Origin of the sequence: Erwinia endophytica (assembly GCF_009295515.1) — a bacterium.
In the GTDB taxonomy this organism is placed as follows: domain Bacteria; phylum Pseudomonadota; class Gammaproteobacteria; order Enterobacterales; family Enterobacteriaceae; genus Erwinia; species Erwinia endophytica.
Genome location: NZ_RQVV01000030.1, coordinates 1 through 25,297, shown reverse-complemented (window position 1 = coordinate 25,297; position 25,297 = coordinate 1). Strand labels below are relative to the sequence as shown.

Below are 25,297 nucleotides of genomic sequence, written 5' to 3'. Positions count from 1 at the left end.
CCAGTAGAATGCCAACAGGTTGCACATGTTTATCGCATCACTGGTTATATCGCATAAAAATCATTAAAAAATCAGGTGTTATCGCAGAGCATAACGCAGGCTGGTTTATCACCAGACACTTTTATTCCATAGATTTCAGAGTCTGCAAACAATGTCACATTTACAGTGGTTGCACAAAGTTGCAACTTCAGTGATATTGCGTGTAAACATCATTGTTTTTTAATCAGGGAGTTTCAGACATGGGCAGCACCACCATGGGCGTCAAGCTGGATGAAGCCACACGTGAACGCATTAAGCTAGCGGCCACTCAGATCGATCGCACGCCGCACTGGCTCATCAAACAGGCTATCTTTAACTATCTGGAGCAACTGGAACGAGGCAACGCCCAGCCGGAAATCCCTGCACAAGCCGTTGCGCAGGAAGGAGACGATGAGCCCGTCGATGAACCGCATCAACCGTTCCTCGAGTTTGCCGAAGCCATTCTGCCACAGTCGGTAACCCGTGCCGCGATTACTTCAGCCTGGCGCCGCGCTGAGACCGAAGCGGTGCCGATGCTACTGGAACAGGCTCGCCTGCCCGCCGCGACAGCCCAAAAAACGTATCAGCTGGCCCATCAGTTGGCGAGTAACCTGAGACAGCAAAAAGGTGCCAGCGGACGCAGTGGCATGGTGCAAAGTTTACTGCAGGAATTCTCTCTCTCCTCCCAGGAAGGCGTGGCCCTGATGTGCCTCGCGGAAGCACTGTTACGTATCCCGGACAAACCCACTCGCGATGCCCTGATCCGCGACAAAATCAGTACCGGCAACTGGCAGTCGCACCTGGGACGTAGCCCGTCCCTGTTCGTCAACGCCGCCACCTGGGGCCTGTTATTCACGGGGCGTCTGGTGTCCACCCATAACGAAGCCAACCTCTCCCACTCGCTGAACCGCATTATCAGCAAGAGTGGCGAGCCGTTAATCCGCAAAGGGGTGGATATGGCCATGCGTCTGATGGGTGAGCAATTTGTCACCGGTGAGACCATCGCCGAAGCGCTGGCTAACGCGCGTAAGCTGGAAGAGAAAGGTTTCCGCTACTCTTACGATATGCTGGGTGAAGCCGCCCTCACCGCGCAGGATGCGAAAAACTATCTGCTGTCCTATCAACAGGCGATCCACGCGATCGGTAAAGCCTCTCATGGTCGTGGCATCTATGAAGGTCCGGGTATCTCGATCAAACTCTCAGCCCTGCACCCGCGCTACTGCCGGGCGCAATATGAGCGGGTGATGAACGAACTGTACCCGATCCTGAAATCGCTAACCTTACTGGCGCGTTCTTACGACATCGGCATCAATATTGACGCCGAAGAAGCTGACCGTCTGGAACTGTCGCTCGATCTGCTGGAGAAACTCTGCTTCGAGCCGGATCTGGCAGGCTGGAATGGCATTGGCTTCGTCATTCAGGCTTATCAAAAGCGCTGTCCATTAGTGATTGATGAACTGACTGACCTGGCGCAGCGCAGCCAGCGACGCCTGATGATCCGCCTGGTGAAAGGCGCCTATTGGGACAGTGAAATAAAACGCGCTCAGATGGAAGGACTGGAAGGTTATCCCGTCTATACGCGCAAGGTCTATACTGACATCGCTTATCTGGCCTGCGCCCGCAAGCTGCTGGCGGTGCCGAATTTAATTTATCCGCAGTTTGCCACTCACAACGCCCATACGTTGGCGACGATTTATCAACTGGCCGGTAATAACTATTATCCGGGCCAGTACGAGTTCCAGTGCCTGCATGGCATGGGCGAACCCTTGTACGAACAGGTGGTCGGTAAAGTGGCTGATGGCAAGCTCAATCGTCCCTGCCGTATTTATGCACCGGTTGGCAGCCACGAAACACTGCTGGCTTATCTGGTACGCCGTCTGCTGGAAAACGGCGCCAATACCTCTTTTGTTAACCGTATCGCTGACCATACGCTGGCCATCGACGATTTGGTGGCCTCTCCAGTAGAGGAAGCCGAGAAACTGGCGCGTACCGAAGGCGCTGTTGGTCTGCCGCATCCTAAAATTCCTCTGCCGCGCGATCTGTACGGCGCAAAACGTCAGAATGCCGCTGGACTGGATATGGCTAACGAACATCGACTGGCATCATTGTCCAGCGCCCTGCTCAACAGCGCGCTCCAGGCGTGGCAAGCCGCACCGATGATTGAGGGAAAAACCAGCAGCGACGAACCGCGGCCAGTGCTCAACCCGGCAGACCTCACTGACATTGTCGGTTATGTGCGTTACGCCAGCGAAGCGGATGTTTCCACCGCACTCGACGCCGCGGTTAACGCTGGCCCCATTTGGTTCGCCACGCCGCCACAGGAGCGCGCCACCATTCTGGAGCGCGCAGCAACACTGATGGAAGGACAGCTACAACGCCTGCTGGGACTACTGGTACGTGAAGCGGGTAAAACCTTCAACAACGCGATAGCCGAAGTACGTGAAGCCGTCGACTTCCTGCGTTATTACGCCGGACAGGTACGTGATGACTTCAATAACGAAACCCATCGCCCACTGGGCCCGGTGGTTTGTATCAGCCCGTGGAATTTCCCCCTGGCGATTTTCACCGGCCAGATTGCCGCCGCCCTTGCCGCCGGTAATAGCGTGCTGGCGAAACCAGCCGAGCAAACCCCGCTGATTGCCGCGGTTGCCGTGGCCCTGCTGCATGAAGCTGGCGTACCGGTTGGTGCATTACAATTGTTGCCAGGCTTGGGTGAAACCGTAGGCGCGCAGTTGACCGGCGACTCGCGGGTACGCGGCGTGATGTTCACCGGTTCCACCGCGGTTGCCACTCTGCTGCAACGTAATCTGGCGGGCCGCCTCGATCCGCAGGGGCGCCCGGTCCCGCTGATCGCTGAAACAGGCGGTATAAACGCCATGATCGTGGATTCCTCCGCCCTGACCGAGCAGGTGGTGCTCGACATAGTGGCTTCCGCCTTTGACAGTGCCGGTCAGCGTTGTTCAGCACTGCGTTTGCTCTGCATACAGGAAGAGGTGGCGGACCACACGCTGAAAATGCTGCGCGGTGCGATGGCTGAGTATCGCATGGAGAATCCAGAACGTCTTTCCTGCGATATCGGGCCGGTCATTGATGCGGAAGCGAAACAGAATATCGAACGTCATATCCAGGCCATGCGCAACAAAGGCATGAAAGTCTATCAGGCTACCCAGCCTAACCCGCAGGGCGGCAAAGAATGGCAAAGCGGAAACTTTATCCAGCCAACGTTAATTGAGTTACAGAACGTGACCGATCTGGACAAAGAGGTATTCGGTCCGGTGTTACACGTGGTGCGCTACAGCCGCAATACCCTGCCGCAGGTGATTGAACAGATTAACGCTTCAGGCTACGGACTGACGCTGGGGGTGCATACCCGTATTGATGAGACGATCACGTTGATCACCCAGCGCGCCCATGTCGGTAATCTTTATGTGAACCGTAATATGGTGGGGGCCGTGGTGGGTGTACAACCGTTTGGTGGCGAAGGTCTGTCCGGCACCGGTCCGAAGGCCGGCGGCCCGTTGTATCTTTATCGTCTGCTGTCCCACCGCCCGGATGATGCGTTGCACGTCACACTGCAACACCTTGATCGCGAGCACCCGGTAAATACAACGCGACGTGCGACTCTGCTTGCCGTCCACCACGCGTTGAGCACATGGGCCAAAGACCAGCCGGACCTGGCCCAGCTCTGCGCGCGTTATGCTGAACTGGGCCAGGGCGGTACGGTACGCCAACTGTCCGGGCCGACTGGCGAACGCAATACCTTCGCCCTGTTGCCACGTGAACGGGTTCTCTGCCTAGCGGATAATGAACAAGATACGCTGATCCAGCTTGCTGCGATCACAGCCGTCGGCAGTTGCGCACTGTGGCCTGATGACAGTCAGCATCGCGAGGTGTTTAAAAAACTGCCTGCGGCAGTGCAGGAACGTATTGCTTTCGCTACCGATCCGCTACAACAGTATCAGGCCTTCGACGCGGTTATTTACCATGGAGACGCCGATCAATTGCGAACGGTATGTGAAACCGTGGCTGCGCGTGACGGTGCGATTGTTTCGGTGCAGGGCTTTGCCCGCGGAGAAACTCATTTACTGTTGGAACGCCTGCTGATTGAACGCTCTCTCAGTGTGAATACCGCGGCAGCAGGCGGCAATGCCAGCCTGATGACCATTGGTTAAGTATATAAACGGTTCATTGGCACCCCGCCGTTGCGCGCCCCTTCACCGCGCAACTCGCCGGGAACGCCGACTGGAATACGGTATCTCGCGCCATGGACGACACGAGATGGACTGCCAGGGATGACGTTTTGCGTCTTACCAGACAACCGGCGTTTCCTGTGCCAACGCGGAGCATACCTATACCGGTCACTGCCACTCTCTTCTCAGTGTGCGGCTCACCGTTTAGCCATCAAACTTGATACGTAACAGTTTCGGATAAATAAACAGATTTTTCCCCATTCCACGATTCAACAACGTCCATACACCCACTGAACAGGCGGCACTCGCTACGGTCATAGCCAGCGGGAAACTCACCGCCCACAACAGGGAGAACGTTTTATTAGCGAACAGATGATGCCGTTCGGCATACAACATAATGGACATCGCGAAGAACTCGATAAAAATGCGGTGTAGCACGTAAATTTGTAATGTATTGCGTCCAATCCAATTCAACCCGCGCAAACTAAAATACTGGTTTACTCTGCGACAGAACGCGATACACAACAGCACCACCAGCAAACACAGGAACAGATTTCTCGGGATCCCCACGGCAAGGCGCACTCCCGCCAGTACAATCAATACTGACCATGGCAGGAAATTACTGCGGCGCCACTCACTCCAACGCAGCACCGTATTGCTCCAGAAGGTACCGAGCAGGAAGAATATCAGATATTGCGCCAGGCTTTCCGGCCCCCAACCAGAGATCACTTTAGTCACCGCGGCATAATTCAGCGCCAGGGCAATAATCAGCATCAGCGCCTTTTGCTGCTTAAATATTTTAGCGAAAACAAAGAACAAGCCCAGCGCATACAAATACCAGGATGAGCTCATGCCCAGCAGCATCAGTTGGAGAGATTCCAGTGGAGAATCTGCCCAGGCCGCATTGGTATTGTGTGACAAGTGTCCGCCCATGATGGCATTGGACACACCACGGATCATCAGCCACTGAATGATTCCCCAGAGGAAATAGAGATAAAATAAATTTGTTACCCGACGGGTAAAAATCTCACCCCAGGAACGATGGATAATACCGTTAGTCGCCAGATATCCGGAAACAAAGAAGAAAGCAGGCATACGCAATGGTGAGAGGTAAAAATTGAAAGAAATCCATAATTTCGCTGGAATAAACCCGGCGGTTAAATACGGGATCATTTCCGCATAACCTGGCAGAACCACATGATACAAAACGACAAGTAAAATACATCCCCCTTTCAGGCTGTTTATCCAGGTGATATCTTTTTTCTGCGTGGTATTCATTATGACTCCGCCGGATATCTGTTCTCGTTATACTCGCCATACATCAAAGTGCAGATGCATTAGCGACTTTCAGTCATCTGGACCTGGCCTGTGCAAGCCTGTCAGCATCCCGGCGCTTGTCATGGGATCCAGTCTGACAATCTCATCCCAGGGGATAGGGGGCAGCGCCAGTACAGTGCAAAACTCCCGGGTATTTTTTCCCGCCACGTAAATAATTAAGAGCCCGTTTAAAATACAGAATAAGGCCGTACTTTATAGGATTATTTCCATTATTCACTGGCACCGGTTACTGACGAATAAAAATACTGTAACCAGCCTTATAGGAAAAAGGAAATAATAAGAGTTTAAAATATTACCTTCAAATAACCATCCGGTTAATCTTAAATACTCAAGTGGTACCGGATAATAATAAAAACAGACAAGATTCAGCATTAACCGGACAGGCATGACTCTTCGCGTTCATGCTAATCATTTAAGATTAACCTTAAGCAATATCACACCATAATGGTCCGGTAAGAAAAAACGCCGGATGACCCGGCGATGAAGGCATCAGGCATTAAGAAACTTTTCAAGGAACCGTTGTGTACGCAACTGCTGTGGATCAGCAAACAGCGCTTTTGCCGGTCCCTGCTCAACAATTTTCCCCTGATCCATAAAAATAGCCCGGTCGGCGACGTCACGAGCGAAGCTCATTTCGTGAGTCACAATCACCATCGTGCGCTTCTCTTCCGCCAGCGAACGAATGGTGCTGAGCACTTCACCGACCAACTCTGGATCCAACGCCGAGGTAGGTTCATCAAAGAGGATCACTTCAGGGCGCATCGCCAACGCACGGGCAATAGCGACACGCTGCTGCTGTCCACCGGATAAACGACGGGGATAGCTGTGCTCTTTACCGCGCAGACCGACTTTATCCAGCAACTGACGGGCACGGTCAATGGCTTCCGCTTTTGGCTCATGTTTTACGATGATCGGTCCTTCAATAATATTTTCCAGCACGGTACGGTGAGGAAATAAATTAAAACTCTGAAAGACAAACCCCACTTGCTGGCGCAACTGCCGTACCTGTGATTTCTGTCGGTTCATTCCTGTCGCGGCGTCAATGCAGATATCACCGACCTGGACAGTACCGCTATCCGGCGTTTCCAGCAGATTAATACTGCGCAGCAAGGTGGTTTTACCCGAACCACTGGGACCAATAATCGCCACCACTTCCCCGGAGGCAACCTCCAGATCGATGCCATGCAGCACCGTCTGACCATTAAACTGTTTCACCAGTTTATTGACTTGAATGGCACTCATTTTGACTCCCGATCCTGACGATTAACCCGCTCTTCCAGCCTGTTTTGCAGGAAAGACAGCACCGTAGCCATTACCCAGTAAATCAGCGAGGCGGCCAGGTACATGGTGAACACTTCCAATGTGCGTGACGTTATCAACTGCGCCTGACGGAACAATTCCGGCACCTGGATGGTAGCCGCCAGCGAGGTGTCTTTCACCAGACTGATGAAACTGTTACCCAATGGCGGCAGCGCCGTACGGGCAGCCTGGGGCAAAATGACCCGCCGTAAGGTCTGCCAGCGCGTCATGCCAATACTGGCCGCCGCTTCCCACTGCCCGCGCTCGATAGCCGCAATCGCCCCACGCAATGATTCAGAAGCATAAGCCGCCGTGTTCAACGACAGGCCTATCATTGCTGAGGGGATCGGATCCAGCTCAATGCCAAACTGTGGCAAGCCATAGTAGATCATAAACAACTGGGCGATCAGCGGCGTACCGCGGAAAATCGACACGTAACAGCGTGCCAGAAATGAAACCGCCCAGAAATGAGAAAGACGCATCATTGCCAGAATAAACCCGAGCAACAGACCGAAAAACATGCCGCCAATGCTGAGTTGCAGCGTAAAAAGCGCGCCTTTTAATAATAAAGGTGCTGAGTCCAGCACCAGTTGCAAACTTTCCTGCATTATTGAGTTACGTCCACGCCAAACCATTTATCGGACAGTTTGGCCATAGTGCCATCCTTCTGCATGTCGGCAATCGCCTGGTTGATCGCCGCCAGCAGATCCGGGTTGCCCTTACGCAGCGCCACGCCAGCCTCCTGACGAGAGAATGCCGGCCCCGCGACGGCCAGCGTATCACCGGTTTTCTTCACCAGATCCAACGCGGCCAGGCGATCAACCAGAATCGCGTCGATACGCCCCACTCGCAGATCCTGATATTTAGTCGGGTCATCATCATAAGTGCGAACATCCACGCCCTTCACGTTGGCCCGGAGCCACTGTTCATAGTTTGAACCCAGACCCACCCCCACTTTCTTGCCGCTCAAGTCCTGCGGTTTGCTAATGCTGCCGGCGTTCGCTTTTTTGGTTAACGCCTGGATCCCCGAGACAGTATAAGGAGTTGAGAAATCATATTTTTTCTTGCGTTCATCGGAAATGGTCACCTGGTTGATAACCACATCGATACGTTTAGAATCCAGCGACGCCAGCATGCCGTCCCATTTAGTCGGTTTCAGACTGGCTTTAACGCCAAGATGCTGTGCCAGCGCATTAGCAAAATCCACTTCAAATCCAGCCAGCTTGCCATTTTCATCCTGAAAACTAAAAGGAGGATAAGTACCTTCCAGCCCCACCAGCAGCGAACCACGCTGTTTCACTTTATTCAGCAGGTTTTCTTGTGCGGCCAGTGCGCCAGAGGAAAAACCGGCGACCAGCGCCAGAGATATCATCCCAATCATCAATTGGCGACGAACCAGAGAAAAATGCATAAAGACTCCACTATGTTATAAGATCCCAGGCGCAACAAATCCGCCCTACTGCGCTATTTTAGAGGGTGAATTGATGCACCTTATTAGAATAATTCGATCCATATTAGACTAAAGGGTGATAAGCAAATAACGCCGGCGCTCCGCCTGTGTGCACAAAAAGGATCGGACCTTCACGACGGAAACGATGCTGGCTGACGCCATCCAGCAACCCCGCCATCGCTTTGCCAGTATAGACCGGGTCGAGGAAAATCCCTTCAAGCCGCGCCAGCAACTTAATCGCCGCGATGCCCTCATCGTTTGGTTCACCATAACAGGGAGCAAAATAATCATCCCACAGCGTAATCGGCGCCTTTGCGTGCAGTTCCAGAGAAGTCGCCAGTTGTTGCTGAATAGCGGTGACTTTCGGTAACTGAGCGTCCACGGTACGTGAAACGGTGACACCCACCAGTTCGCTATCCGGCAAGCGTTGCTCCAGCCCAACCGCCAGCCCGGCATGCGTTCCCGCGCTGCCGGAGGCCACCACCACCGCGGCAAAATCCACCACGCCTTCGCTCTGATCAGCAATTTCCTGTGCACATGCAACGTAACCGAGCGCCCCCAGCGCATTAGATCCCCCCACCGGCACCACATAAGGACGAAAGCCCTGCGCTTCCAGACGAATAGCCTGTTCTGCCAACTGTTCACTGGGATGATGCAGCGCCTCAACCATCACCACGTCAACATCCATCAGTTCAAGCAACAGGCGATTACCATTTGAAAGGTAATTTTCGGCAGAGGTGCCTGTAGGATTTTCCAGCAAGGCCACGCACTTCAGGCCGAGTTTAGCCGCCACAGCAGCAGTCTGTCGGACATGGTTAGACTGGATAGCACCGGCCGTAAGCAGCACATCCGCCCCCTGGCGCAAGGCATCAGCTGCCAGAAACTCGAGTTTTCTCAGCTTATTACCGCCCAACGCCACCGGCGTGACATCGTCACGTTTGATGAAAATATCCCGCCCCAGATAGTCGGACAAACGCGGCAGATGTTCCAGAGGCGTCGGTGCCCCCACCAATTCCAGGCGGGGAAAAGAATGTAAAAGGTGTAAAGACAACATAGCCTCCTGAAACGGCACGATAAGTTATCCTGACAGTTTTACAGAATAATGCTAAAAGGTAACGAAAAAACGACGGGTATCGCCAACCTGATCGCGCTGCCAGGACAAAAAATGGTCATGTTTGCGCAATGCAAGTAGAATATGACTGCTAACAAAAAAGCCGTGCAGGACAGGTACTGCACGACATTTCAACCACATTATGGCTCATCGATGTCGTTTCTCAACATCGATTTATGATGTTTTTTACCAGTAACATCAGAGGTTATCTTCGGTGATGGCGGCGCAGGCAGATTATCTTCATGTTTCAGCGCATCCTGACATTCCGCAGTAGGCTGATAGACTTTCTGCAACACCAGTTTATCGTAATGCAGTTCACTGCCGACCAACTTCAGCGGCATCACCCGCAGTTGATTATTCACGTTAACCCAATCGCCGCGAAGCAGCGTCACTTTACCTGGCTTGGCAATCACTCGCTGCCACTGGCGGCAATCCAGCGTATCCCCTTCGGCAGTAATAATCAGGCTGGCTATCGCCTCTTTACTCACCAGACCTTTTTGCGGCCCCATAGTCTGCCAGTTGCCGACCAGACTTACCGGCGGCGGGGTTTTCACCGCACTTTGGTAATTGGGTATCCTGGCACAACCTGCCAGCCCCAATACTGCGGCTACTAAAATCCACTTTTGCATTTTCAGTTCCTGACTCGTCGACCAGGCGCTACGTTATAATTTCTTACCTGCCACCGCAAGCAGCACGCATCAGATCAGTACGGATTAAGCCCACTCCGGTATTTCACGTGTAGCAGCCTGGGTGTAAACTGGCGCACATTATTTGTTATCCGTTGCCGGACACATGATGAAAACCATCGAAGAATACTATACCACTGCGACTACGTTGTTTCTTGAAGCCTACCCTGATATCAAAGAAGGTATCGCCAATCTCAGTGCGGAAGACGCCGCACAATTGGGCATCACATTGCCACAACTGCAGGCAATGCAGACCCATCGCGCCTATGCGGCTTTCACCCGCGAGAAAAAACTGGATAGCATGTTGTTCGCCATTCAACTGGCGGAACCCGATAAAGAGGTGGCGGCGCAGGCTATCGAGGCCTACCTGCGTGAACACGCCAGCGCACTGGGGATGAGCTGGGAAGCGTTTTGTATTAAAAATCAACTTTAAGAATCGACTACTGATGATGGCAAAATACTCGACACCCTGGCCCACGCCTGACCTCGCGATCATTTAATCCTGCATTCTGTACGATAACCGCCACACCAGCCCTCAGGATATGGCAACAGCCATCATCTCTATTCTATGCCTTTGTAGTGACAGGAATGTCGCTACTCATCCTTCATCTGGCCCTGTCTTTGTTAAACCCTGTTTCATCTCTGTTACTCATTTTTACCACGGGTTTGTCCGTTACTTATCATTGGATATGCTGTTTTACATCTGACGATGCTGCTTTGTGAGCTTCTGTCTGGCAAATTATCTGATTTACGGCTCAATGTCCTTCGTAAACGTCACAGCAGACAAACTGATATGTCAGTTGATGATAAATCGAAAAATGTTAAGTGATGTCGATATTTCTGTTTATTTTTTAAACCGCCTTTCTAAGAATCATCTTAAGGAAAATCCGATAAATCATCCTTGCCAATGAAAATTATTCTTATTAAATCTTGATTAGCGTATTTTATCTCTCAAAATGGATGAAGAATCACGCTAATATTAACGATCCGAAAATATATAATATATTGTTTTAAAGCGTATTTTTCAAAATTGCCATTTTCCCTTGTGGGAAAAGATGTTTTGCGGCATTGCCAACGTTTATCACAGCTGAATTCATTCGCAAGATGAATGTTTTTAGGAATCATCCTATCAGGATTTTCTGTGTTCTACGCGATAGTGACATTGGTCGCAAAATAAAGCTTTAAGCTGTTGTAGGGCAAACTTGCTGGATAGTCGGATGAAAGGCCTTTTATGGCGCAGTAAAGATATGATGTCAGTTACATTGGTATGGATGCGTTCGCCTGACCATGATGTTCAGGTTGATTCAATGCCGAAGTACCTACCTATAAGACTGAAATATGAGTACTTACTCTCTGAGACTATACGATCACGTAATTCATCGTTGATTTAAACGGATAACAATTTGGTGAGGGGGTCGCAATAATGCCAACAATTATAATGGATTCATGCAGCTATACACGACTAGGATTGACAGATTATATGATTGCGAAGGGAGTGAAAAAGAAAAACATAACTTCCGTCAGTGATATTGATCATCTACAGGACAAATGTCAGCAACTTCAACCTGGCGTGGTTTTTATTAACGAAGATTGCTTCATTCATGAACCCGATGCCAGTCAGCGCATCAGAACGGTTATCATGCATCATCCCGATACCTTGTTCTTTATCTTTATGGCGATATCCAATATCCATTTTGAGGAATACCTCTATGTTCGTAAGAACCTGATTATTACATCAAAATCGATAAAACCAGCCACTCTGGATACGTTACTCATCTCGTATTTTCAAAAAAGACTCAATGTATCACCACGCTACCCAGCCGGGTTCGACATTCATCCTCTGACATTAAGCCAGACCGAATCCAATATGTTAAAAATGTGGATGTCTGGTCATGATACCATTCAGATCTCGGACAAAATGCAAATTAAGGCCAAGACCGTTTCTTCCCATAAGGGAAATATTAAACGTAAAATAAAAACACATAACAAACAAGTTATTTATCATGTTGTACGTTTAACCGATAATGTGACCAGTGGCATCTACGTTAACGTGCGCTAATCACCAGTAAAAGACCACCTCCCAGGGGGAGGTGGTTCAACGGTGAGGTCGCCTGATCAATTATTTTTCTGGATAAGGTTCGACGAAAATACCGTCTTCATGGTTCGTTTCGTTAAAAAACCAGATGCCCAACGGATAATCCTCCAGTGCGACCAGGAACATGGTACCCTCGCTAAACACCTCAACCGCCAGTATCGTCCCCGGTCTGCGTGGGCCACCATCAGTTTTCACCGTCACCCGATCATTCACTTTCATACTCGCTCTCCCATGAAGTAGTGTTCTGCTAAGTGTATCTGAAACAATGATACTCACCTTTTCACTTTTTTAACCTTTCATGGCGAGATTTATTACGAGCCTCCCGTCTACACTATTGCCAATGCCCTCACCCCCAAGAGGGCTACCAAGCTAAAAAGTAACAAGGTTTTTGCCCGCTCACGCGGGCTTTTTTGTCTGTTGAGATCTGCTCCCAGCCTTCTGTGCACCAACTTGTCGTCGCCGTATGTCAAGTTGCCAGTGAAATCGCTCAGTTCAGTAATGAAAAATCAGTTCTGGTATTTTTGAGATAGTTCTCAACGTGATTTCCTCCCACACCACCATAATTCCCCTATTGACAATGATTCCGAAAGTAGCCTGAAACACTATGCTTAAAAGTTTCCACTTTTTTGTTTAACGCTCAACAGAGGTCATGACCATGCCGACACTCCAGGATCCGCTGATGATTGTGACCGACCTTGATGGTTCGCTGCTGGATCATCATACCTACAGCTGGCAACCCGCCCAGCCCTGGCTTGATCGCCTGAATGCGGCAGGCATTCCACTGATTATTTGCTCCAGTAAAACGGCGGCGGAAATCCAGCCCATACAGCAGTCGCTGGGGATCACCAATGCACCTTTTATTGCTGAAAATGGCGCTATCATCATGGGAAAAAACGTCAACGAGACACGTGACGCGTTGCTCCCCGCTAAAGACTATTCAGCACTCTGCCAGATTCTGCAGCATGTTCGTCAGCGCTATGGTTTCGAATTCACCGGCTTCGCCGATGTCACGGAGAAAGAAGTGGCGGACTGGACAGGTCTGACACCGCGTGAGGCCGTTTTGGCAAAGATGCGCAAAGGCTCAGAAAGCATTATCTGGCGTGATTCCCCAGAGAACTTCGTCGCTTTTCAACAGGCGTTGTCGCTAGAAAAACTGGCATTGCGACAGGGCGGACGATTCTGGCACGTGATGAATCAGAGGGACGGTAAAGGAACAGCGCTGGCCCGGCTACTTGCTCACTATACGCATCCGCAAGGTAAACGCTGGATAACCCTCGGTCTTGGTGATGGGCCTAACGATGCACCAATGCTCGATCAGGTGAACTACGCCGTAGTGATCAAAGGTTACAGTAAAAACCGCATACAACTATCACGCGACGATAACGAAAATATTTATTACAGCACCGGCTATGGCCCACAAGGCTGGAGTGAAGGTCTGGCACATTTTGTCCACTGTTAATCTTAACGAGCCCGCAAGGCGCCGCGTTTTTAAGGGGGAAACAATGAGTGATTTTTTCCAGAATGGGGTAATAACCAATTTCCATAATCTCACCAATCGCACGGTAGACGAACTGGAGAAAGATTTAGTGTGCTTCTCCAGTAAACGCAAAATGGCACTGATTCTGCCGTCACTGTTTTCAGAACTGGAAGGTCCGGCGCTGGGACATATTGTTGACGAACTGGCAAAAGTGCCCTACCTGGAGGAAATCATTATCGGTCTGGATCGTGCTGATCGCGCTCAGTTTTTGCATGCCCGTGCGTTTTTTTCCCACCTGCCGCAGCGTCACCGCATTTTATGGAACGACGGCCCTCGCCTGAAGGCGATTGATGCCGAACTGGAGAAAGAAGGACTGTCGCCTTCTCAGCCTGGCAAAGGGCGAAATGTCTGGTTCTGCACTGGTTATACGCTGGCGTCTGACCGCTCATCCTGTGTCGCACTGCATGACTGCGATATCATCACCTATGAACGTGGAATGTTGGCTCGCCTGATTTATCCATTGGCAAACCCCTCATTCCAGTACGAATTCTGTAAAGGGTTCTACGCCCGCGTGGCCGACAACAAACTTAACGGACGAGTCGGACGTCTGCTGGTCAGCCCACTACTGCGATCGCTGCAAAAAGTTTATGGTCATTCCGACTACCTCGACTATCTCACCAGCTTCCGCTATCCGTTATCCGGGGAATTTGCCATGCGTACCCATGTGCTGAATGGCATTAAGATCCCCGGTGACTGGGGACTGGAAATTGGCGTGCTTTCGGAAATTTACCGTAACTACACCACACGTCAAAGCTGTCAGGTCGAGATAACAGGGAACTACGACCATAAACATCAGCCGCTATCGGAAGAGGATGGTACTGGCGGTTTGCGACGGATGAGCAATGATATTGTCCAGTCATTGCTGCGCAAAATGGCCACAATGGGGGTTAATATTACCAGCGACTCATTCCGTGTACTGAAGGCCACGTATTACCGTAACGCGCTGGATATGATGGAAATTTATAACCATGAAGCAAACATGAACGGCCTGAAGTTTGATCAGCACGCCGAGGAAGCCGCTGTTGAAATGTTCACCCAGTCCATTCTGGACGCCGGACAGTCGTTTATTGAACGCCCGAATGAAAAACCCTTCATACCCAGTTGGAGCCGTGTACAGTCGGCCTTCCCGGACATCCTGCAACGCATTTACAACGCCGTTGAAGAAGATAATGTGGGTGAGGTTTAGCGCTGTCATTGACGCGGTTAACGGCCTATAACCTGCCGGCGGCAGGTTATATCGTCTTATGAAAGCACCCGTTCTCCCGCCTGCCAACTGGCGAGCGAGTTTTGTCTGACGCACAGCGGACACAACTCGTCTTCCCGAAAGGCTTCGCGTCTGACCTGATAACCATCGTACCAACGACACTCAACCATACCGCTGGCATAGCCAGTGACCACCATTACCGGGCCTCCTTCTTTACGCTGCACCCTATCACTGACCAGAATCATACTTGTCTCCTTTCGTTGATTATCAGATCTCTTGATGGAAAATTTCCCGTTTTGAATTATTTAGGGTATAGCAGGCAGAAGCGATTTCTTCCGTTGATCGTGGGTAAAAGTTTTGTTAAATAAAATGGAGAAAATAAGAATTGAAAAATAAAAAAACGAGTACAGCAGTCACTGTACCCGCTTCAGATCACTAACCCAGTCAAAGCATTATGCCGATAACCGCCGTGTGCGACAGATTAGATTTTGCAGCCTTCGCAGTCGGCTTCGTCGCTTAAATCGGTCGGCACTTCGCTGGCTTTTTTTTCTGCGTTAGCTTCAGCTTGTTCCAACTGTGCATCAATATCAAATTCAAAAATGTCGTCTTTCATCATGACTCCCGCTCGTTTTGCCTGGCCCATCATACGTTATCTTTATACTGATTATGCGCGTACTCTGGCAATCAGATTTACCACTGACAGCACAATCAACCCCACAACCAATCCCACGACCAGGTTCGCCAGATTGCTAATAAGCGAGCCAGTCAGGCCACTATAATCGGTAGTGAACTCGCTGATAAAATGATGGATCAGCGGAACGCCATGGACAATAATCCCACCGCCCACCAGGAACATCGCCAACGTTCCCACAATAGAAAGCGCCTTCATCATCCATGGCGCCATCGTCAGCAAAAAGCGCCCCATCCCCTGCAGCAACGTGGTGGATTTCTGCTGCAGCCACCAGCCAAGATCGTCAATTTTAACGATACAGGCCACGATGCCATACACGCCGATCGTCACCAGGATGGCGATACCGGAGAGGATCAGTACCTGATTTAACAGTGGCGCTTCGGACACGATACCCAGGGTGATGGCCACGATCTCTGCGGAGAGAATGAAGTCAGTCCGGACGGCGCCTTTAACTTTCTTCTTTTCATAGGCGAGCGCATCCTGACTGTCGATCTCGCGTAACCGCCTTTCACGCGCCTGGTCGGTTTTCTCGGATGGCCCCTGGTGCAAACTGTGGACAACTTTCTCCACCCCCTCATAACAGAGATAAGCCCCCCCCAGCATTAATAACGGCGTAATAGCCCAGGGGGCCAGCGCACTAACCACCAACGCCAGCGGCACAAGGATCAGTTTGTTAAGAAAAGAGCCTTTCGCGACGCCCCAAACCACCGGTAGTTCGCGATTCGCCTTCACACCACTGACCTGCTGCGCATTCAGCGACAGATCATCGCCTAATACACCTGCGGTCTTCTTTGCGGCCACCTTACCCATCACCGAAATATCGTCGAGCAAGGTAGCAATATCATCCAGTAATGTCAGTAAACTACTTCCAGCCAAAATGTCTTTCCTTTTTGTTAATCATGCTGACAGCAGGGACAAACCTGCATCTCAGCTACCGCCATATCAGCAACGCCATCACACTCCCATTCCACCCGTACAGGCTGCCCTTCCGCCTCGTGGTGGTGAAGATACTTGCTCACCGGGCTTTCAGTCATCCCGGAAACCTCCTCCGTCGCCACCAGTTTGTCGCCAACATAAATGCGTGCGGTCGCCTGGGTATTGACCATGCGTTCGCCGCTGATTTTATACAGCCGTCTTACCGTGAGTTTGATACTGGCCATAATCCACCGTGGACAGGGAGAGGTTAAAAAAGTGATCTAAGCAATTATGCGCTGAATATGCAAATAATGTGACAGACGGGGAGATAACCATGCTGAAAATCCTGGGTCAATCTCTTATGCCCCGGCAAAGCAGGCTCCGGCTCGGCGATAACCGAAAATCAGTAACCTCCTGACCAATAAATAAATCTTCCCCAGATGAAAAATACAGATAACACGTTGATCATTAATTTATTCTACAGACTTATCGTCATGGTATAGTACTCAGCGTTTTAAAGGTAAGGAAAAACAGTATGAACGATACAGGCCTGAACCTGATAAAAACCCTGGGTTGCCTGACAGCGGTGACGTTCTTCACTCTGTACAACACCTACGATAATTATTCCTATAGCTATAATAATATCCTCACCTTTATGACCTTTATCTCCACCATTTCCACCCCGCTTTTTTTTGTGGTGACCGGCTATCTGGATGCCAACGCCTCACGCAGTACCGCGTGGCAAATGAAAAAAATCAGCGCCATTTTGCTGATTTTCCTGTTCTGGTATTCGATCTGGTATTTTATCGAGCCGTATCACAAAGGTTACCTGATTCAGCCGTGGTTCGTGCTGACGCTGCTGTTCATCTACAGCTTTCACTCGTTGATCGACCAACTGGTACAACACCGAACATTGTTGGTCGCCACAATTGTGGTTCTGCTGTTACTGGCTTTTAATTATGACTTACTGGCTATCCATTCGACGGATAATCGCTGGCTTTCGCTACCCGCAGAATTCAGGCTATGGACATGGATACTGTATTATTTAACGGGTCGATTGCTGTTCGACCCCGTGGTAGCCGCCGTTTACTCGCGCCCATTCGTGGCACAGGCCGCCATGATTATGGTGCCATTTGTCTATATCTTCACCTGGCTATATGAGAAATACTTCTTCTTTACCCTGTTCAATGTCGAGCGTAACAGTTTTATTCTCACTGGCTCGCAAGTTTATATTCTGGTGGTGTTGATTATCATCGCAGTTAACGGGCTGTCTGTCGGGCCGCATCTACAAAAGCTATCGGCAAAGCTGAGCAAAGCGATGACCGGGGTCTATATCCTGCACTACTCGTTTTTCAATTTATTAATCCAGTGGGTTAACATTACCTCGTTAGCGACCAAGCTGTTGGTCATCTTCCTGACTTTCCTGCTATCGGTCATACTGACACTGGTTATGCTACGGTTCAGATTAACGCGAGCGCTGGTCACCTTTTAATTCAGGCAATCATCTGACGGATACCCCGTCCGTCAATTTCACTATTCCCGTCCCCGGCGCAAATCCACTCTTCCAGCCGGGTGGCCATCGCCTCTTCCTCCAGCCGGGTTTTACCGCGCAGCGCGCATTCCCACACCACCAGTACCTTCCAGCCTGCGGCGCTCAGCGCGGCCATATGGCGGTTATCCCGCTCAACGTTGCTGTTAATTTTCCCCAACCAGAAGGAAGTACGGGTCGCCGGCACTTTAAACAGATGGCAGTGGTGATGATGCCAAAAGCAACCGTGGACAAAGATAATGGTCTGGTATTTATCCAGCACAAAATCTGGACGTCCCGGCAGTGTTTTATCCTGCACGCGAAAACTGAATTCCAGCCCGGTCAGCAGTTCTGCCAGCCGCTTTTCAATGGCGGTGTCGCGTGTGCGGATAGCTCGCATGTTTTTACTGCGAGTCTCAGAAGAGTGAACATCAGCCATAGCATCATCCTTATTTTCTGGCGACAGTCAGGCGGAAGAACTACCGTGCTTTAACCGCCTGTTCAATCCATGGCAGCAACAGTTTTGCCACTGCGGCGAAAACGGGCACCACCACCGAGTTACCAAACTGCCGATAAGCCTGGGTGTCGGAAACCGGAATACGGAAACGTGGCCCACCAGGGGATTCAAATCCCATCAGACGGGCGCACTCTCTCGGCGTCAGACGACGTGGGCGATGCTGCTGGTTCTGTGGATTATCAAAATCACTGTCGCCCAAACGGTGATCCCATCCTCGATCGATCAGAATCTCCGATCCATCCTTGTAATAACGCGCCGACAGGGTCCGTACCACGCCATTCTCCTGTTCGGGATTGACCAGTCCGTAACCAAAACCGTTACCTTTAGCCTGATGCTTCTTCGCATAGTTATAAAGGTATTTCCACAGCGTTGGCGTGAGGATGTACTTCGCATCGACTGTGGGCTCCAGCAGGTCACGCAGTGGCGTCCTCTGTTCAGGATACAGAGAAGACAACGCGCTCAGGCTAAATCTCGGCAATGTCAGATCGCGACGAAAACCAACCAGTACAATACGTTCGCGATGCTGCGGCAGGAAGTGTTTACCATCGACAATCTTTGGATCAGTACTACCACTGACCCCGGCATCAGCCACGTCATAGCCCAGCTCATCCAGCGTATCCATGATGATACGGAACGTTTTACCCTGGTCATGACTCTTGAGATTTTTGACATTCTCCAGCACAAAAATCGCCGGTTTTTTCGCATTAATGATACGCGCCACATCAAAAAACAACGTGCCCTGAGCTTGACAGGCAAAACCATGAGCACGACCCAGTGCATTTTTTTTCGACACCCCGGCCAGCGAGAACGGTTGGCAGGGGAACCCCGCCAACAGCACATCATGATCGGGGACCTTCTGGTCGATATGCAGGCGGGCATCCTGTTCGCTAATCGTGGGATGACCACTTAGCGTTACGTCGCGGATATCCTGATTGAAGACGTGTGTGTGCGGGTCGCAATACCAGTTGGCTTTGTAGGTTTTGAGCGCGTATTTATTCCACTCACTGGTAAACACACATTGCCCCCCTGCCGCCTCAAATCCACTGCGGATACCACCGATCCCTGCGAACAGATCAATAAAACGAAAAGCATAATCAGGATGATGCGCTGGCGGTGCAGGCAGCAAGCTATTAAGCAGGCTGACCTCCGTTTCACTTAACCGTTTGGTGGCGGTCTGGTCTTTCATCCAACGTTTAAGCGCTTCACGCGTCCACGGATGCTGGCTCGCGTTGGCAAGCATAACCGCGACGGTTTTCAGGTCATAAATCTCCAACACCCGCGCCATCAGTTGGCGGTCTTGCTCAACTTCCGGTGGTTGCTGCTGATGTATCAGTGCCGCTGGCGACGCGACAATGCGCTCAAACTCACTCATAATTACCCGGTAATAAGGAATATTCGCCGCTAGTCTACCACTTCATTGACTCCGTGACATCGGCAGAAGAAGCCCCTAAACTGACGCTGTTTTTATGATTAATGGAGTCTGATGCGATGAGCGATATCTCACGCCCGCCCCTTCACCTGCCCGGCGGCGCCAATAAATTACTGTTGCACTCCTGTTGCGCACCCTGCTCAGGTGAAGTGATGGAGGCTATCCAGGCCTCGGGTATTGACTACACTATTTTCTTTTACAACCCGAATATTCATCCGCAGAAAGAGTATCTGTTGCGCAAAGAAGAGAATATCCGCTTTGCCGAAAAACATGGCGTACCGTTTGTTGATGCCGACTACGATACCGACAACTGGTTTGAACGGGCTAAAGGCATGGAGTGGGAACCAGAACGTGGCGAGCGTTGCACCATGTGTTTCGATATGCGCTTTGAGCGCGCTGCGCTGTACGCGCACGAACATGGTTTTCCGGTAATGAGCAGCTCACTTGGCATCTCCCGCTGGAAGAATATGCAGCAGATCAATGACTGCGGCGCCCGGGCGGTCGCGCCCTATCCTAATCTGACCTACTGGGATTACAACTGGCGTAAAAAAGGGGGGTCAGCCAGGATGATTGAGATAAGCAAACGCGAACGTTTCTATCAACAGGAATACTGTGGTTGCGTCTATTCGCTGCGTGATACCAACCTGCATCGTAAAAGCCATGGGCGCCCGTTAATCAAACTCGGGGTGCTCTACTACGGCGATGATGAAAAATAATTGACGCGATCCCCGCAAATAATCGGTTATCTATCAATAAACACAGGACTCTGCCGCAGTTTTTTCAGTCAATGGACGACGGGCCGCTCCACTGACTGAAAGGGAGTGTACTCCCTTTCAGTTTGATGCCGTTTGTAAGATAAAAACGGACGCCGTACTGAAGGCGCTCAGAGGACGTTAAGAAAAGCGTTACTTCTTTTTTTTCGATTTTTTCAGTAAAGCGCGAAGCTGTTTCAGTTCAGTGGACGTCAGCGGTGCTGCGGCCTCTTCAACGAGGTCCTGACTATCTACCGCCGGATGCGGGGACGTGCTCAGACTGCTCTGCAAACGCTGCGTGACTTCCTGACTGAGTGAGATCTGATTTTCAAGAGCACACGTTTTCAGTATTTCTTTTAAGGCTGGTTCGATTTTAATCGTTAAACTAACGGTGTCGGTCATACCTGATTCTCCTGAGAATGTTCCCCAACACCGTAGCGTAGAGAAAGGTTTTTAACTATATGTTCATAAAAATTTAATATTTCTCCCCCGGCGGCGAAAACTTCATTAACACCTCTTGATCCAGATCGCAGTAATCCCCCTTCAGTTCAGCACAGAGTTTAGCCATATACGTCACCAGAAACTGCGCATTGTATTCCGCCAGGCGTTTCCCCTCCGCTGTCTGCATGGTTGCCGGCAGCCGCAGTAGTTTTTTCTGGAAATGATCCAACGCCCATTGCGTATCATCCAGGGCGCGCTCAAGCCCCAATGGGTCGGCACTGTCAAACAACGCACGCCCCAACGCGCCGGAGACATAAAATACGCGGGCCAGCCCTATCGCGCCCAGCGACTCAAGACGGTCAGCATCCTGCACAATTTTCGCTTCCAGCGTTTCCGCCGCGATCCCCGCGCTGAAACTGTGCGCATGGACTGCATGGAAGACCGCATCGTGTTTCTCTGGCGGAAAATCAGAAAAAATATCCTGCAAAATACGCCGTGTTTCCACCGCGGCGTGTGCCGAAGACAGATGTCTTTCGGGGTGATTTTTAGGCAGATTTACAATGTCATGAAAATAACACCCGGCCAGTACGACCAACTCATCGGCTGACGAGCCTTGCATGATGCGCTGTGCTGTCTGCCAGACCCGACGCAAATGTGCCACATCATGGGCTTTATCATCCTGTGGCCACGTCTCATGCAGCCAGCTTTCAAAGCGGATTTGCCAGTAAGCAACGGTCATAAACGTCTCCATATCAATTGGACTTATATACCCGTCAGCGGGAAAACCCCTCTTGCGCAGCGTGACTAACTCATATGGTCAAAACCATATCTATATCATATTCACAACAAAGCATTTAACAAAACAAAAACATTAGTAGTCTTTTAAGTTCTTCTTTATAGAAACATGACGACTTAACTATCGGATTAATAGTTAAAATTTAATAATTTATCCATCAAAATAACTTATCGGTATTTTATCTGTTAATACGTTAGAATCATGGCCGACCAGAGAATATGGGCGATTTCCCCGCCATCCAGCCGATCGAGAAACCGTCATATGCTATCGCAGAATGAATGGCAAAGGTGATATATATCGCCGGAAATTGCAGATCGTCTCTATAGACAAAGCCGGGTAGCCCTTCGGTTAACTGTGGTCACCAGCAATAACCTCGAGACAAAAATTTAAAAGAAAAAACGATGATTAACATTAAGTTAACATCTCTACTTTTTTTGTGGTGAGAAATTAGACTTCTTCTGTATTGTGATGGTTTTCGGTCAGTTTATAGTGTGTATTTTAACAATTATCTAACAGGGGTTAAACCATGAAAGAACGCCCGATTTTGTTTAATGAGCAACGGGTGCATGCACTGCTCTCAGGCCAACAAAGCCAAACCCGGCGAATCATGAAGTCACAACTCCTCGGCCCCAGTCAGGACAACCATGAAGGCTGCTACGGTATTGATGTGCTGAAAAATCAGCAACAGGGTAATCATGTGCTGGGCATGGAAAATATAAGTTACCATTGCCCATACGGCCAACCCGGCGACCGTTTGTGGGTCAGGGAAACCTGGCGTGGTCCGATAATCGCGCCGCAAGATGTAGAGGAATACGCACACTCGCCAGATCGTTTTAAGTCCCCGTACTATTGCCAGTACCGTGCCGATATCAGTCAATTTTCCAATGTCGCCGATGAAGACCATCACGTCGGCTGGCAGGCGGGGATCCATATGCCACGTTGGGCCAGTCGTATTGATCTACAAATAAACAACATCCGGGTAGAAAAAGTTCAGGATATTAGCGACGATGATGTGCTTGCCGAGGGCGTGCAAACCGACGCCCACTTCCTGAACCATTTTTTTACTATGCACCACGAAGCGATCTCTGCCAAAGACGCCTATCGTAAACAGTGGACTCTGCAATATGGCGGCGCCAGTTGGGTAGTCAACCCATGGGTCTGGGTCATTGAATTCAGCCGAATTTAAATAACTGTCGCAGGATATAACTTTCCTTTCCGATTAGGTGCATCATGATCAAATGGCCCTGGAAAACGGTTAATAGCGCCTCCGATACCCTGCCCTGGCAGCAGGCGCTCGCGATTCCGCTACTTGGCGCGCTGAGCAAGGCGGAACAACGCGCACTGATACAGCTTGCGCGGCGCTTCCTGCAACAAAAAAGACTGGTCGAACTTCAGGGTTTTGTACTGGACGATTTAAAAAGTACCCGTCTGGCCCTGTTATTCTGCCTGCCAGTACTTAATCTGGGCTACGAGTGGCTGGATGGTTTTCATGACGTGTTGATCTACCCGACTCCATTTATGGTTGATGACGAATGGCAAGATGAGTTTGGCCTGGTTCATCACCAAAGAACAGCACAGGCAGGACAAAGCTGGCAGCAAGGCCCGGTGGTACTGAACTGGCTGGATGTGCAGGATTCATTCGATCTTTCCGGTTATAACCTGGTTATTCACGAAGTCGCGCATAAACTTGATGCCAGGGGAAGCGGGCATGCTAACGGAGTGCCCGCTATTGCACTACGGGACATTGCTGGCTGGGAGAAGGACCTGCATGCGGCAATGTCTGCAATCCAGGAGGAGGTCGATCTGGTGGGTGAAAACGCCGCCACCATTGATGCCTACGCGGCCAGCTCCCCGGCTGAGTGCTTTGCGGTCCTGTCTGAATATTTCTTCAGCGCGCCTGATTTGTTGTTTGAACGCTTCCCGGCACTGTATCGCCGCTTCACACAGTTCTACCGCCAGGACCCAGCCCAACGTCTACCTGATGAAGAGACACAGCACAACGCTGGCGATATTGTTGATTAATTTAATGATGCCGTGTTCACTATTCGATCACCTTGATTTAAACGCAGCCAGTTGAATGCACGCATGTTTTTTTGCTGTTGACAGCCCTGACCAGCCTCGCTAATATGCGCCCCACACAACCGATTCCTCTGTAGTTCAGTCGGTAGAACGGCGGACTGTTAATCCGTATGTCACTGGTTCGAGTCCAGTCAGAGGAGCCAAATTTATGTTTTCATGCATCTTCACGAATCTTTAGGCGTTTTAGATTCAACGAGTTAGCGTGAAAAATCTTCCCGATGCATTTTTAGTTTTCCCTCTGCATCGGGAGAATTTGGTGGTCAGATTTGGGGTCATGTTGGTTCGATGACGGAGTGACCCCCAAATGTCTCTTAACGACACAAAAATCCGCAGCTTAAAACCATCCGCAAAACCCTTCAAAGTTTCCGATTCTCATGGACTGTACCTGTTGGTCAATCCCGGCGGTTCACGTCTCTGGTATCTCAAATATCGTATCAATAGAAAAGAATCTCGCCCTGGCTTAGGTGCCTACCCTGAAGTGTCTTTGGCTGATGCCCGTCAACAGCGTGATGGTATACGCAAGCTGCTGACGCAGAATATCAATCCAGCACAGCAGCGCTCTGCTGAAAGAGCCACTTCCTCGCCAGAAAAAACTTTCAAGTATGTGGCACTGGACTGGCATAAAAGCAACAGAACGTGGTCAGAGAACCACGCCTCCCGTCTGCTTGCCAGCATGAACCATCATATATTCCCTGTGATTGGACACGTGCCGGTAGCTGAACTGAAACCTCGTCACTTTATCGACCTGCTGAAAGGCATTGAGCAAAAAGGTCTGCTGGAAGTCGCAGCACGTACCCGGCAGCATATGTGCAACATCATGCGCCATGCCGTACATCAGGAGTTGATAGAGCACAATCCGGCAGCAAATCTGGACGGTATCATCGCCCCTCCCATTAAACGCCACTACCCTGCCCTTCCGCTGGAGCGGCTACCAGAACTGTTGGCACGCATTGAGGACTACCAGCAAGGACGAGAGTTAACCCGCCTGGCTGTCTCACTCACCCTTCACCTATTCATCCGTTCCAGCGAACTGCGTTTCGCCCGTTGGTTTGAGATCGATTTCAAAAATAGAATCTGGACCATTCCTGCCACTCGCGAGTCCATCCCCGGCGTCCGCTACTCTGGCCGTGGTGACCTGCTCCCCTCTGGTTAATCCATCGCCAGGCTAGTAATGTTTATCATTGAACGATGAGGACATTACCCATGAAAAAGCGTTTCTCT

At 50.5% G+C, this 25,297-nt stretch carries 25 protein-coding genes, 1 tRNA gene and 1 pseudogene; 11 read left to right on the top strand and 16 right to left on the bottom strand.

From position 1 onward, the window contains the following. Positions 1 to 239: 239 nt before the first annotated feature. Positions 240 to 4,190 (top strand): trifunctional transcriptional regulator/proline dehydrogenase/L-glutamate gamma-semialdehyde dehydrogenase, encoded by a 3,951-nt coding sequence (gene putA / locus EH228_RS09855; RefSeq protein ID WP_152321503.1) that lies wholly within the window; start codon positions 240 to 242, stop codon positions 4,188 to 4,190. On the opposite strand, the gene EH228_RS20205 is transcribed toward putA, so the two are convergent. From EH228_RS20205 to yedD, 7 genes are all read right to left on the bottom strand, one after another. Next, positions 4,187 to 4,336 (bottom strand): hypothetical protein, encoded by a 150-nt coding sequence (locus EH228_RS20205; RefSeq protein ID WP_193323315.1) that lies wholly within the window; start codon positions 4,334 to 4,336, stop codon positions 4,187 to 4,189. The two genes, putA and EH228_RS20205, sit on opposite strands and share 4 nt — an antisense overlap. 76 nt (positions 4,337 to 4,412) lie before the next feature. Further along, positions 4,413 to 5,486 carry an acyltransferase family protein gene (locus tag EH228_RS09850; protein ID WP_152321502.1) on the bottom strand — a complete coding sequence of 358 codons (1,074 nt, stop codon included), beginning with the start codon at positions 5,484 to 5,486 and terminating at the stop codon, positions 4,413 to 4,415. A 549-nt stretch (positions 5,487 to 6,035) separates the two neighbouring features. Further along, positions 6,036 to 6,788, bottom strand: coding sequence for an L-cystine ABC transporter ATP-binding protein TcyN (gene tcyN / locus EH228_RS09845; protein WP_152321501.1), 753 nt, complete (start codon positions 6,786 to 6,788; stop codon positions 6,036 to 6,038). Continuing rightward, positions 6,785 to 7,453, bottom strand: a complete 669-nt coding sequence (gene tcyL / locus EH228_RS09840; protein WP_152321500.1) for a cystine ABC transporter permease — start codon at positions 7,451 to 7,453, stop codon at positions 6,785 to 6,787. The genes tcyN and tcyL overlap by 4 nt, the downstream gene beginning before the upstream one ends. Beyond that, on the bottom strand, positions 7,453 to 8,256 hold the full coding sequence (gene tcyJ, locus EH228_RS09835; protein WP_152321499.1) for a cystine ABC transporter substrate-binding protein: 804 nt from the start codon (positions 8,254 to 8,256) through the stop codon (positions 7,453 to 7,455). The genes tcyL and tcyJ overlap by 1 nt, the downstream gene beginning before the upstream one ends. 103 nt (positions 8,257 to 8,359) lie before the next feature. After that, positions 8,360 to 9,346 (bottom strand): D-cysteine desulfhydrase, encoded by a 987-nt coding sequence (locus tag EH228_RS09830; protein ID WP_152321535.1) that lies wholly within the window; start codon positions 9,344 to 9,346, stop codon positions 8,360 to 8,362. Between the two features lie 200 nt (positions 9,347 to 9,546). Next, the gene (yedD, locus tag EH228_RS09825; RefSeq protein WP_152321498.1) at positions 9,547 to 10,035 is read right to left on the bottom strand and encodes a lipoprotein YedD; all 489 of its coding nucleotides are present in this window, start codon (positions 10,033 to 10,035) and stop codon (positions 9,547 to 9,549) included. A gap of 166 nt (positions 10,036 to 10,201) precedes the next feature. On the opposite strand from yedD, the gene EH228_RS09820 reads away from it, so the two are divergent. Both EH228_RS09820 and rcsA read left to right on the top strand, forming a co-directional pair. Continuing rightward, complete coding sequence (locus tag EH228_RS09820) at positions 10,202 to 10,525, top strand: DUF6388 family protein (RefSeq protein WP_152321497.1); 324 nt, start codon at positions 10,202 to 10,204, stop codon at positions 10,523 to 10,525. A 990-nt stretch (positions 10,526 to 11,515) separates the two neighbouring features. Continuing rightward, a complete protein-coding gene (gene rcsA, locus EH228_RS09815; protein ID WP_152321496.1) occupies positions 11,516 to 12,151 on the top strand; it encodes a transcriptional regulator RcsA in 636 nt (211 codons plus the stop codon). Positions 12,152 to 12,211: 60 nt separating this feature from the next. Here the strand turns inward: rcsA and dsrB are convergent, their stop codons facing one another. After that, entirely contained in the window at positions 12,212 to 12,406 is a 195-nt protein-coding gene (gene dsrB / locus EH228_RS09810) for a protein DsrB (protein ID WP_152321495.1), read from the bottom strand. Between the two features lie 436 nt (positions 12,407 to 12,842). Here dsrB and EH228_RS09805 point away from each other — a divergent pair, with 436 nt between their 5' ends. Both EH228_RS09805 and EH228_RS09800 read left to right on the top strand, forming a co-directional pair. After that, positions 12,843 to 13,646, top strand: coding sequence for a mannosyl-3-phosphoglycerate phosphatase-related protein (locus EH228_RS09805; protein ID WP_152321494.1), 804 nt, complete (start codon positions 12,843 to 12,845; stop codon positions 13,644 to 13,646). A 43-nt stretch (positions 13,647 to 13,689) separates the two neighbouring features. After that, on the top strand, positions 13,690 to 14,910 hold the full coding sequence (locus EH228_RS09800) for a glycosyltransferase family protein (RefSeq protein ID WP_152321493.1): 1,221 nt from the start codon (positions 13,690 to 13,692) through the stop codon (positions 14,908 to 14,910). A 56-nt stretch (positions 14,911 to 14,966) separates the two neighbouring features. Here EH228_RS09800 and EH228_RS09795 read toward each other — a convergent pair whose 3' ends face one another. The 4 genes from EH228_RS09795 to EH228_RS09785 all read right to left on the bottom strand — a co-directional run bounded on the left by EH228_RS09795 (position 14,967) and on the right by EH228_RS09785 (position 16,779). After that, the gene (locus tag EH228_RS09795) at positions 14,967 to 15,173 is read right to left on the bottom strand and encodes a YodC family protein (protein ID WP_152321492.1); all 207 of its coding nucleotides are present in this window, start codon (positions 15,171 to 15,173) and stop codon (positions 14,967 to 14,969) included. Between the two features lie 236 nt (positions 15,174 to 15,409). After that, positions 15,410 to 15,541, bottom strand: coding sequence for a hypothetical protein (locus tag EH228_RS20660; protein WP_275065359.1), 132 nt, complete (start codon positions 15,539 to 15,541; stop codon positions 15,410 to 15,412). 51 nt (positions 15,542 to 15,592) lie between these two features. Next, positions 15,593 to 16,495: a DUF808 family protein gene (locus EH228_RS09790; protein WP_152321491.1), complete on the bottom strand. Its 903-nt coding sequence runs from the start codon at positions 16,493 to 16,495 to the stop codon at positions 15,593 to 15,595. 17 nt (positions 16,496 to 16,512) lie between these two features. Continuing rightward, entirely contained in the window at positions 16,513 to 16,779 is a 267-nt protein-coding gene (locus EH228_RS09785; protein WP_152321490.1) for a hypothetical protein, read from the bottom strand. Between the two features lie 290 nt (positions 16,780 to 17,069). On the opposite strand from EH228_RS09785, the gene EH228_RS09780 reads away from it, so the two are divergent. Further along, positions 17,070 to 18,026 carry an acyltransferase gene (locus tag EH228_RS09780; RefSeq protein ID WP_152321489.1) on the top strand — a complete coding sequence of 319 codons (957 nt, stop codon included), beginning with the start codon at positions 17,070 to 17,072 and terminating at the stop codon, positions 18,024 to 18,026. 1 nt (position 18,027) lies between these two features. On the opposite strand, the gene EH228_RS09775 is transcribed toward EH228_RS09780, so the two are convergent. Both EH228_RS09775 and EH228_RS09770 read right to left on the bottom strand, forming a co-directional pair. Next, positions 18,028 to 18,501: a very short patch repair endonuclease gene (locus EH228_RS09775; protein ID WP_152321488.1), complete on the bottom strand. Its 474-nt coding sequence runs from the start codon at positions 18,499 to 18,501 to the stop codon at positions 18,028 to 18,030. A gap of 40 nt (positions 18,502 to 18,541) precedes the next feature. Beyond that, positions 18,542 to 19,951, bottom strand: coding sequence for a DNA cytosine methyltransferase (locus EH228_RS09770; RefSeq protein WP_152321487.1), 1,410 nt, complete (start codon positions 19,949 to 19,951; stop codon positions 18,542 to 18,544). A gap of 116 nt (positions 19,952 to 20,067) precedes the next feature. Here EH228_RS09770 and EH228_RS09765 point away from each other — a divergent pair, with 116 nt between their 5' ends. Continuing rightward, a complete protein-coding gene (locus EH228_RS09765; protein ID WP_152321486.1) occupies positions 20,068 to 20,724 on the top strand; it encodes an epoxyqueuosine reductase QueH in 657 nt (218 codons plus the stop codon). Positions 20,725 to 20,913: 189 nt separating this feature from the next. Here EH228_RS09765 and EH228_RS09760 read toward each other — a convergent pair whose 3' ends face one another. After that, positions 20,914 to 21,162: a hypothetical protein gene (locus tag EH228_RS09760; protein ID WP_152321485.1), complete on the bottom strand. Its 249-nt coding sequence runs from the start codon at positions 21,160 to 21,162 to the stop codon at positions 20,914 to 20,916. Positions 21,163 to 21,235: 73 nt separating this feature from the next. Then, complete coding sequence (locus EH228_RS09755) at positions 21,236 to 21,940, bottom strand: phosphohydrolase (RefSeq protein WP_152321484.1); 705 nt, start codon at positions 21,938 to 21,940, stop codon at positions 21,236 to 21,238. A 583-nt stretch (positions 21,941 to 22,523) separates the two neighbouring features. Here EH228_RS09755 and EH228_RS09750 point away from each other — a divergent pair. The 4 genes and pseudogenes from EH228_RS09750 to EH228_RS09735 form a co-directional block, all read left to right on the top strand. After that, positions 22,524 to 23,183: a hypothetical protein gene (locus EH228_RS09750; protein WP_152321483.1), complete on the top strand. Its 660-nt coding sequence runs from the start codon at positions 22,524 to 22,526 to the stop codon at positions 23,181 to 23,183. A 44-nt stretch (positions 23,184 to 23,227) separates the two neighbouring features. Next, positions 23,228 to 24,019 carry a DgsA anti-repressor MtfA gene (gene mtfA / locus EH228_RS09745; protein ID WP_152321482.1) on the top strand — a complete coding sequence of 264 codons (792 nt, stop codon included), beginning with the start codon at positions 23,228 to 23,230 and terminating at the stop codon, positions 24,017 to 24,019. A gap of 124 nt (positions 24,020 to 24,143) precedes the next feature. Then, positions 24,144 to 24,219 (top strand) — tRNA-Asn (locus tag EH228_RS09740). A gap of 161 nt (positions 24,220 to 24,380) precedes the next feature. Next, positions 24,381 to 25,208 (top strand): annotated as a pseudogene (locus tag EH228_RS09735) (tyrosine-type recombinase/integrase); the annotation flags it as partial. Between the last annotated feature and the right edge of the window lie 89 nt (positions 25,209 to 25,297).

Excerpts from the sequence above, each read along its gene's own strand:
- EH228_RS09770 (WP_152321487.1), bottom strand. The coding sequence starts at position 19,951 with ATGAGTGAGTTTGAGCGCATTGTCGCGTCGCCAGCGGCACTGATACAT.
- EH228_RS09805 (WP_152321494.1), top strand. The coding sequence starts at position 12,843 with ATGCCGACACTCCAGGATCCGCTGATGATTGTGACCGACCTTGATGGT.
- EH228_RS20660 (WP_275065359.1), bottom strand. The coding sequence starts at position 15,541 with ATGAAAGACGACATTTTTGAATTTGATATTGATGCACAGTTGGAACAA.
- EH228_RS09765 (WP_152321486.1), top strand. The coding sequence starts at position 20,068 with ATGAGCGATATCTCACGCCCGCCCCTTCACCTGCCCGGCGGCGCCAAT.
- EH228_RS09800 (WP_152321493.1), top strand. The coding sequence starts at position 13,690 with ATGAGTGATTTTTTCCAGAATGGGGTAATAACCAATTTCCATAATCTC.
- EH228_RS09795 (WP_152321492.1), bottom strand. The coding sequence starts at position 15,173 with ATGATTCTGGTCAGTGATAGGGTGCAGCGTAAAGAAGGAGGCCCGGTA.
- tcyL (WP_152321500.1), bottom strand. The coding sequence starts at position 7,453 with ATGCAGGAAAGTTTGCAACTGGTGCTGGACTCAGCACCTTTATTATTA.
- EH228_RS09780 (WP_152321489.1), top strand. The coding sequence starts at position 17,070 with ATGAACGATACAGGCCTGAACCTGATAAAAACCCTGGGTTGCCTGACA.
- EH228_RS09755 (WP_152321484.1), bottom strand. The coding sequence starts at position 21,940 with ATGACCGTTGCTTACTGGCAAATCCGCTTTGAAAGCTGGCTGCATGAG.
- mtfA (WP_152321482.1), top strand. The coding sequence starts at position 23,228 with ATGATCAAATGGCCCTGGAAAACGGTTAATAGCGCCTCCGATACCCTG.
- dsrB (WP_152321495.1), bottom strand. The coding sequence starts at position 12,406 with ATGAAAGTGAATGATCGGGTGACGGTGAAAACTGATGGTGGCCCACGC.
- tcyJ (WP_152321499.1), bottom strand. The coding sequence starts at position 8,256 with ATGCATTTTTCTCTGGTTCGTCGCCAATTGATGATTGGGATGATATCT.
- rcsA (WP_152321496.1), top strand. The coding sequence starts at position 11,516 with ATGCCAACAATTATAATGGATTCATGCAGCTATACACGACTAGGATTG.
- yedD (WP_152321498.1), bottom strand. The coding sequence starts at position 10,035 with ATGCAAAAGTGGATTTTAGTAGCCGCAGTATTGGGGCTGGCAGGTTGT.
- EH228_RS09850 (WP_152321502.1), bottom strand. The coding sequence starts at position 5,486 with ATGAATACCACGCAGAAAAAAGATATCACCTGGATAAACAGCCTGAAA.
- EH228_RS09775 (WP_152321488.1), bottom strand. The coding sequence starts at position 18,501 with ATGGCTGATGTTCACTCTTCTGAGACTCGCAGTAAAAACATGCGAGCT.
- EH228_RS09750 (WP_152321483.1), top strand. The coding sequence starts at position 22,524 with ATGAAAGAACGCCCGATTTTGTTTAATGAGCAACGGGTGCATGCACTG.
- putA (WP_152321503.1), top strand. The coding sequence starts at position 240 with ATGGGCAGCACCACCATGGGCGTCAAGCTGGATGAAGCCACACGTGAA.
- EH228_RS09820 (WP_152321497.1), top strand. The coding sequence starts at position 10,202 with ATGAAAACCATCGAAGAATACTATACCACTGCGACTACGTTGTTTCTT.
- EH228_RS09760 (WP_152321485.1), bottom strand. The coding sequence starts at position 21,162 with ATGACCGACACCGTTAGTTTAACGATTAAAATCGAACCAGCCTTAAAA.
- tcyN (WP_152321501.1), bottom strand. The coding sequence starts at position 6,788 with ATGAGTGCCATTCAAGTCAATAAACTGGTGAAACAGTTTAATGGTCAG.
- EH228_RS09785 (WP_152321490.1), bottom strand. The coding sequence starts at position 16,779 with ATGGCCAGTATCAAACTCACGGTAAGACGGCTGTATAAAATCAGCGGC.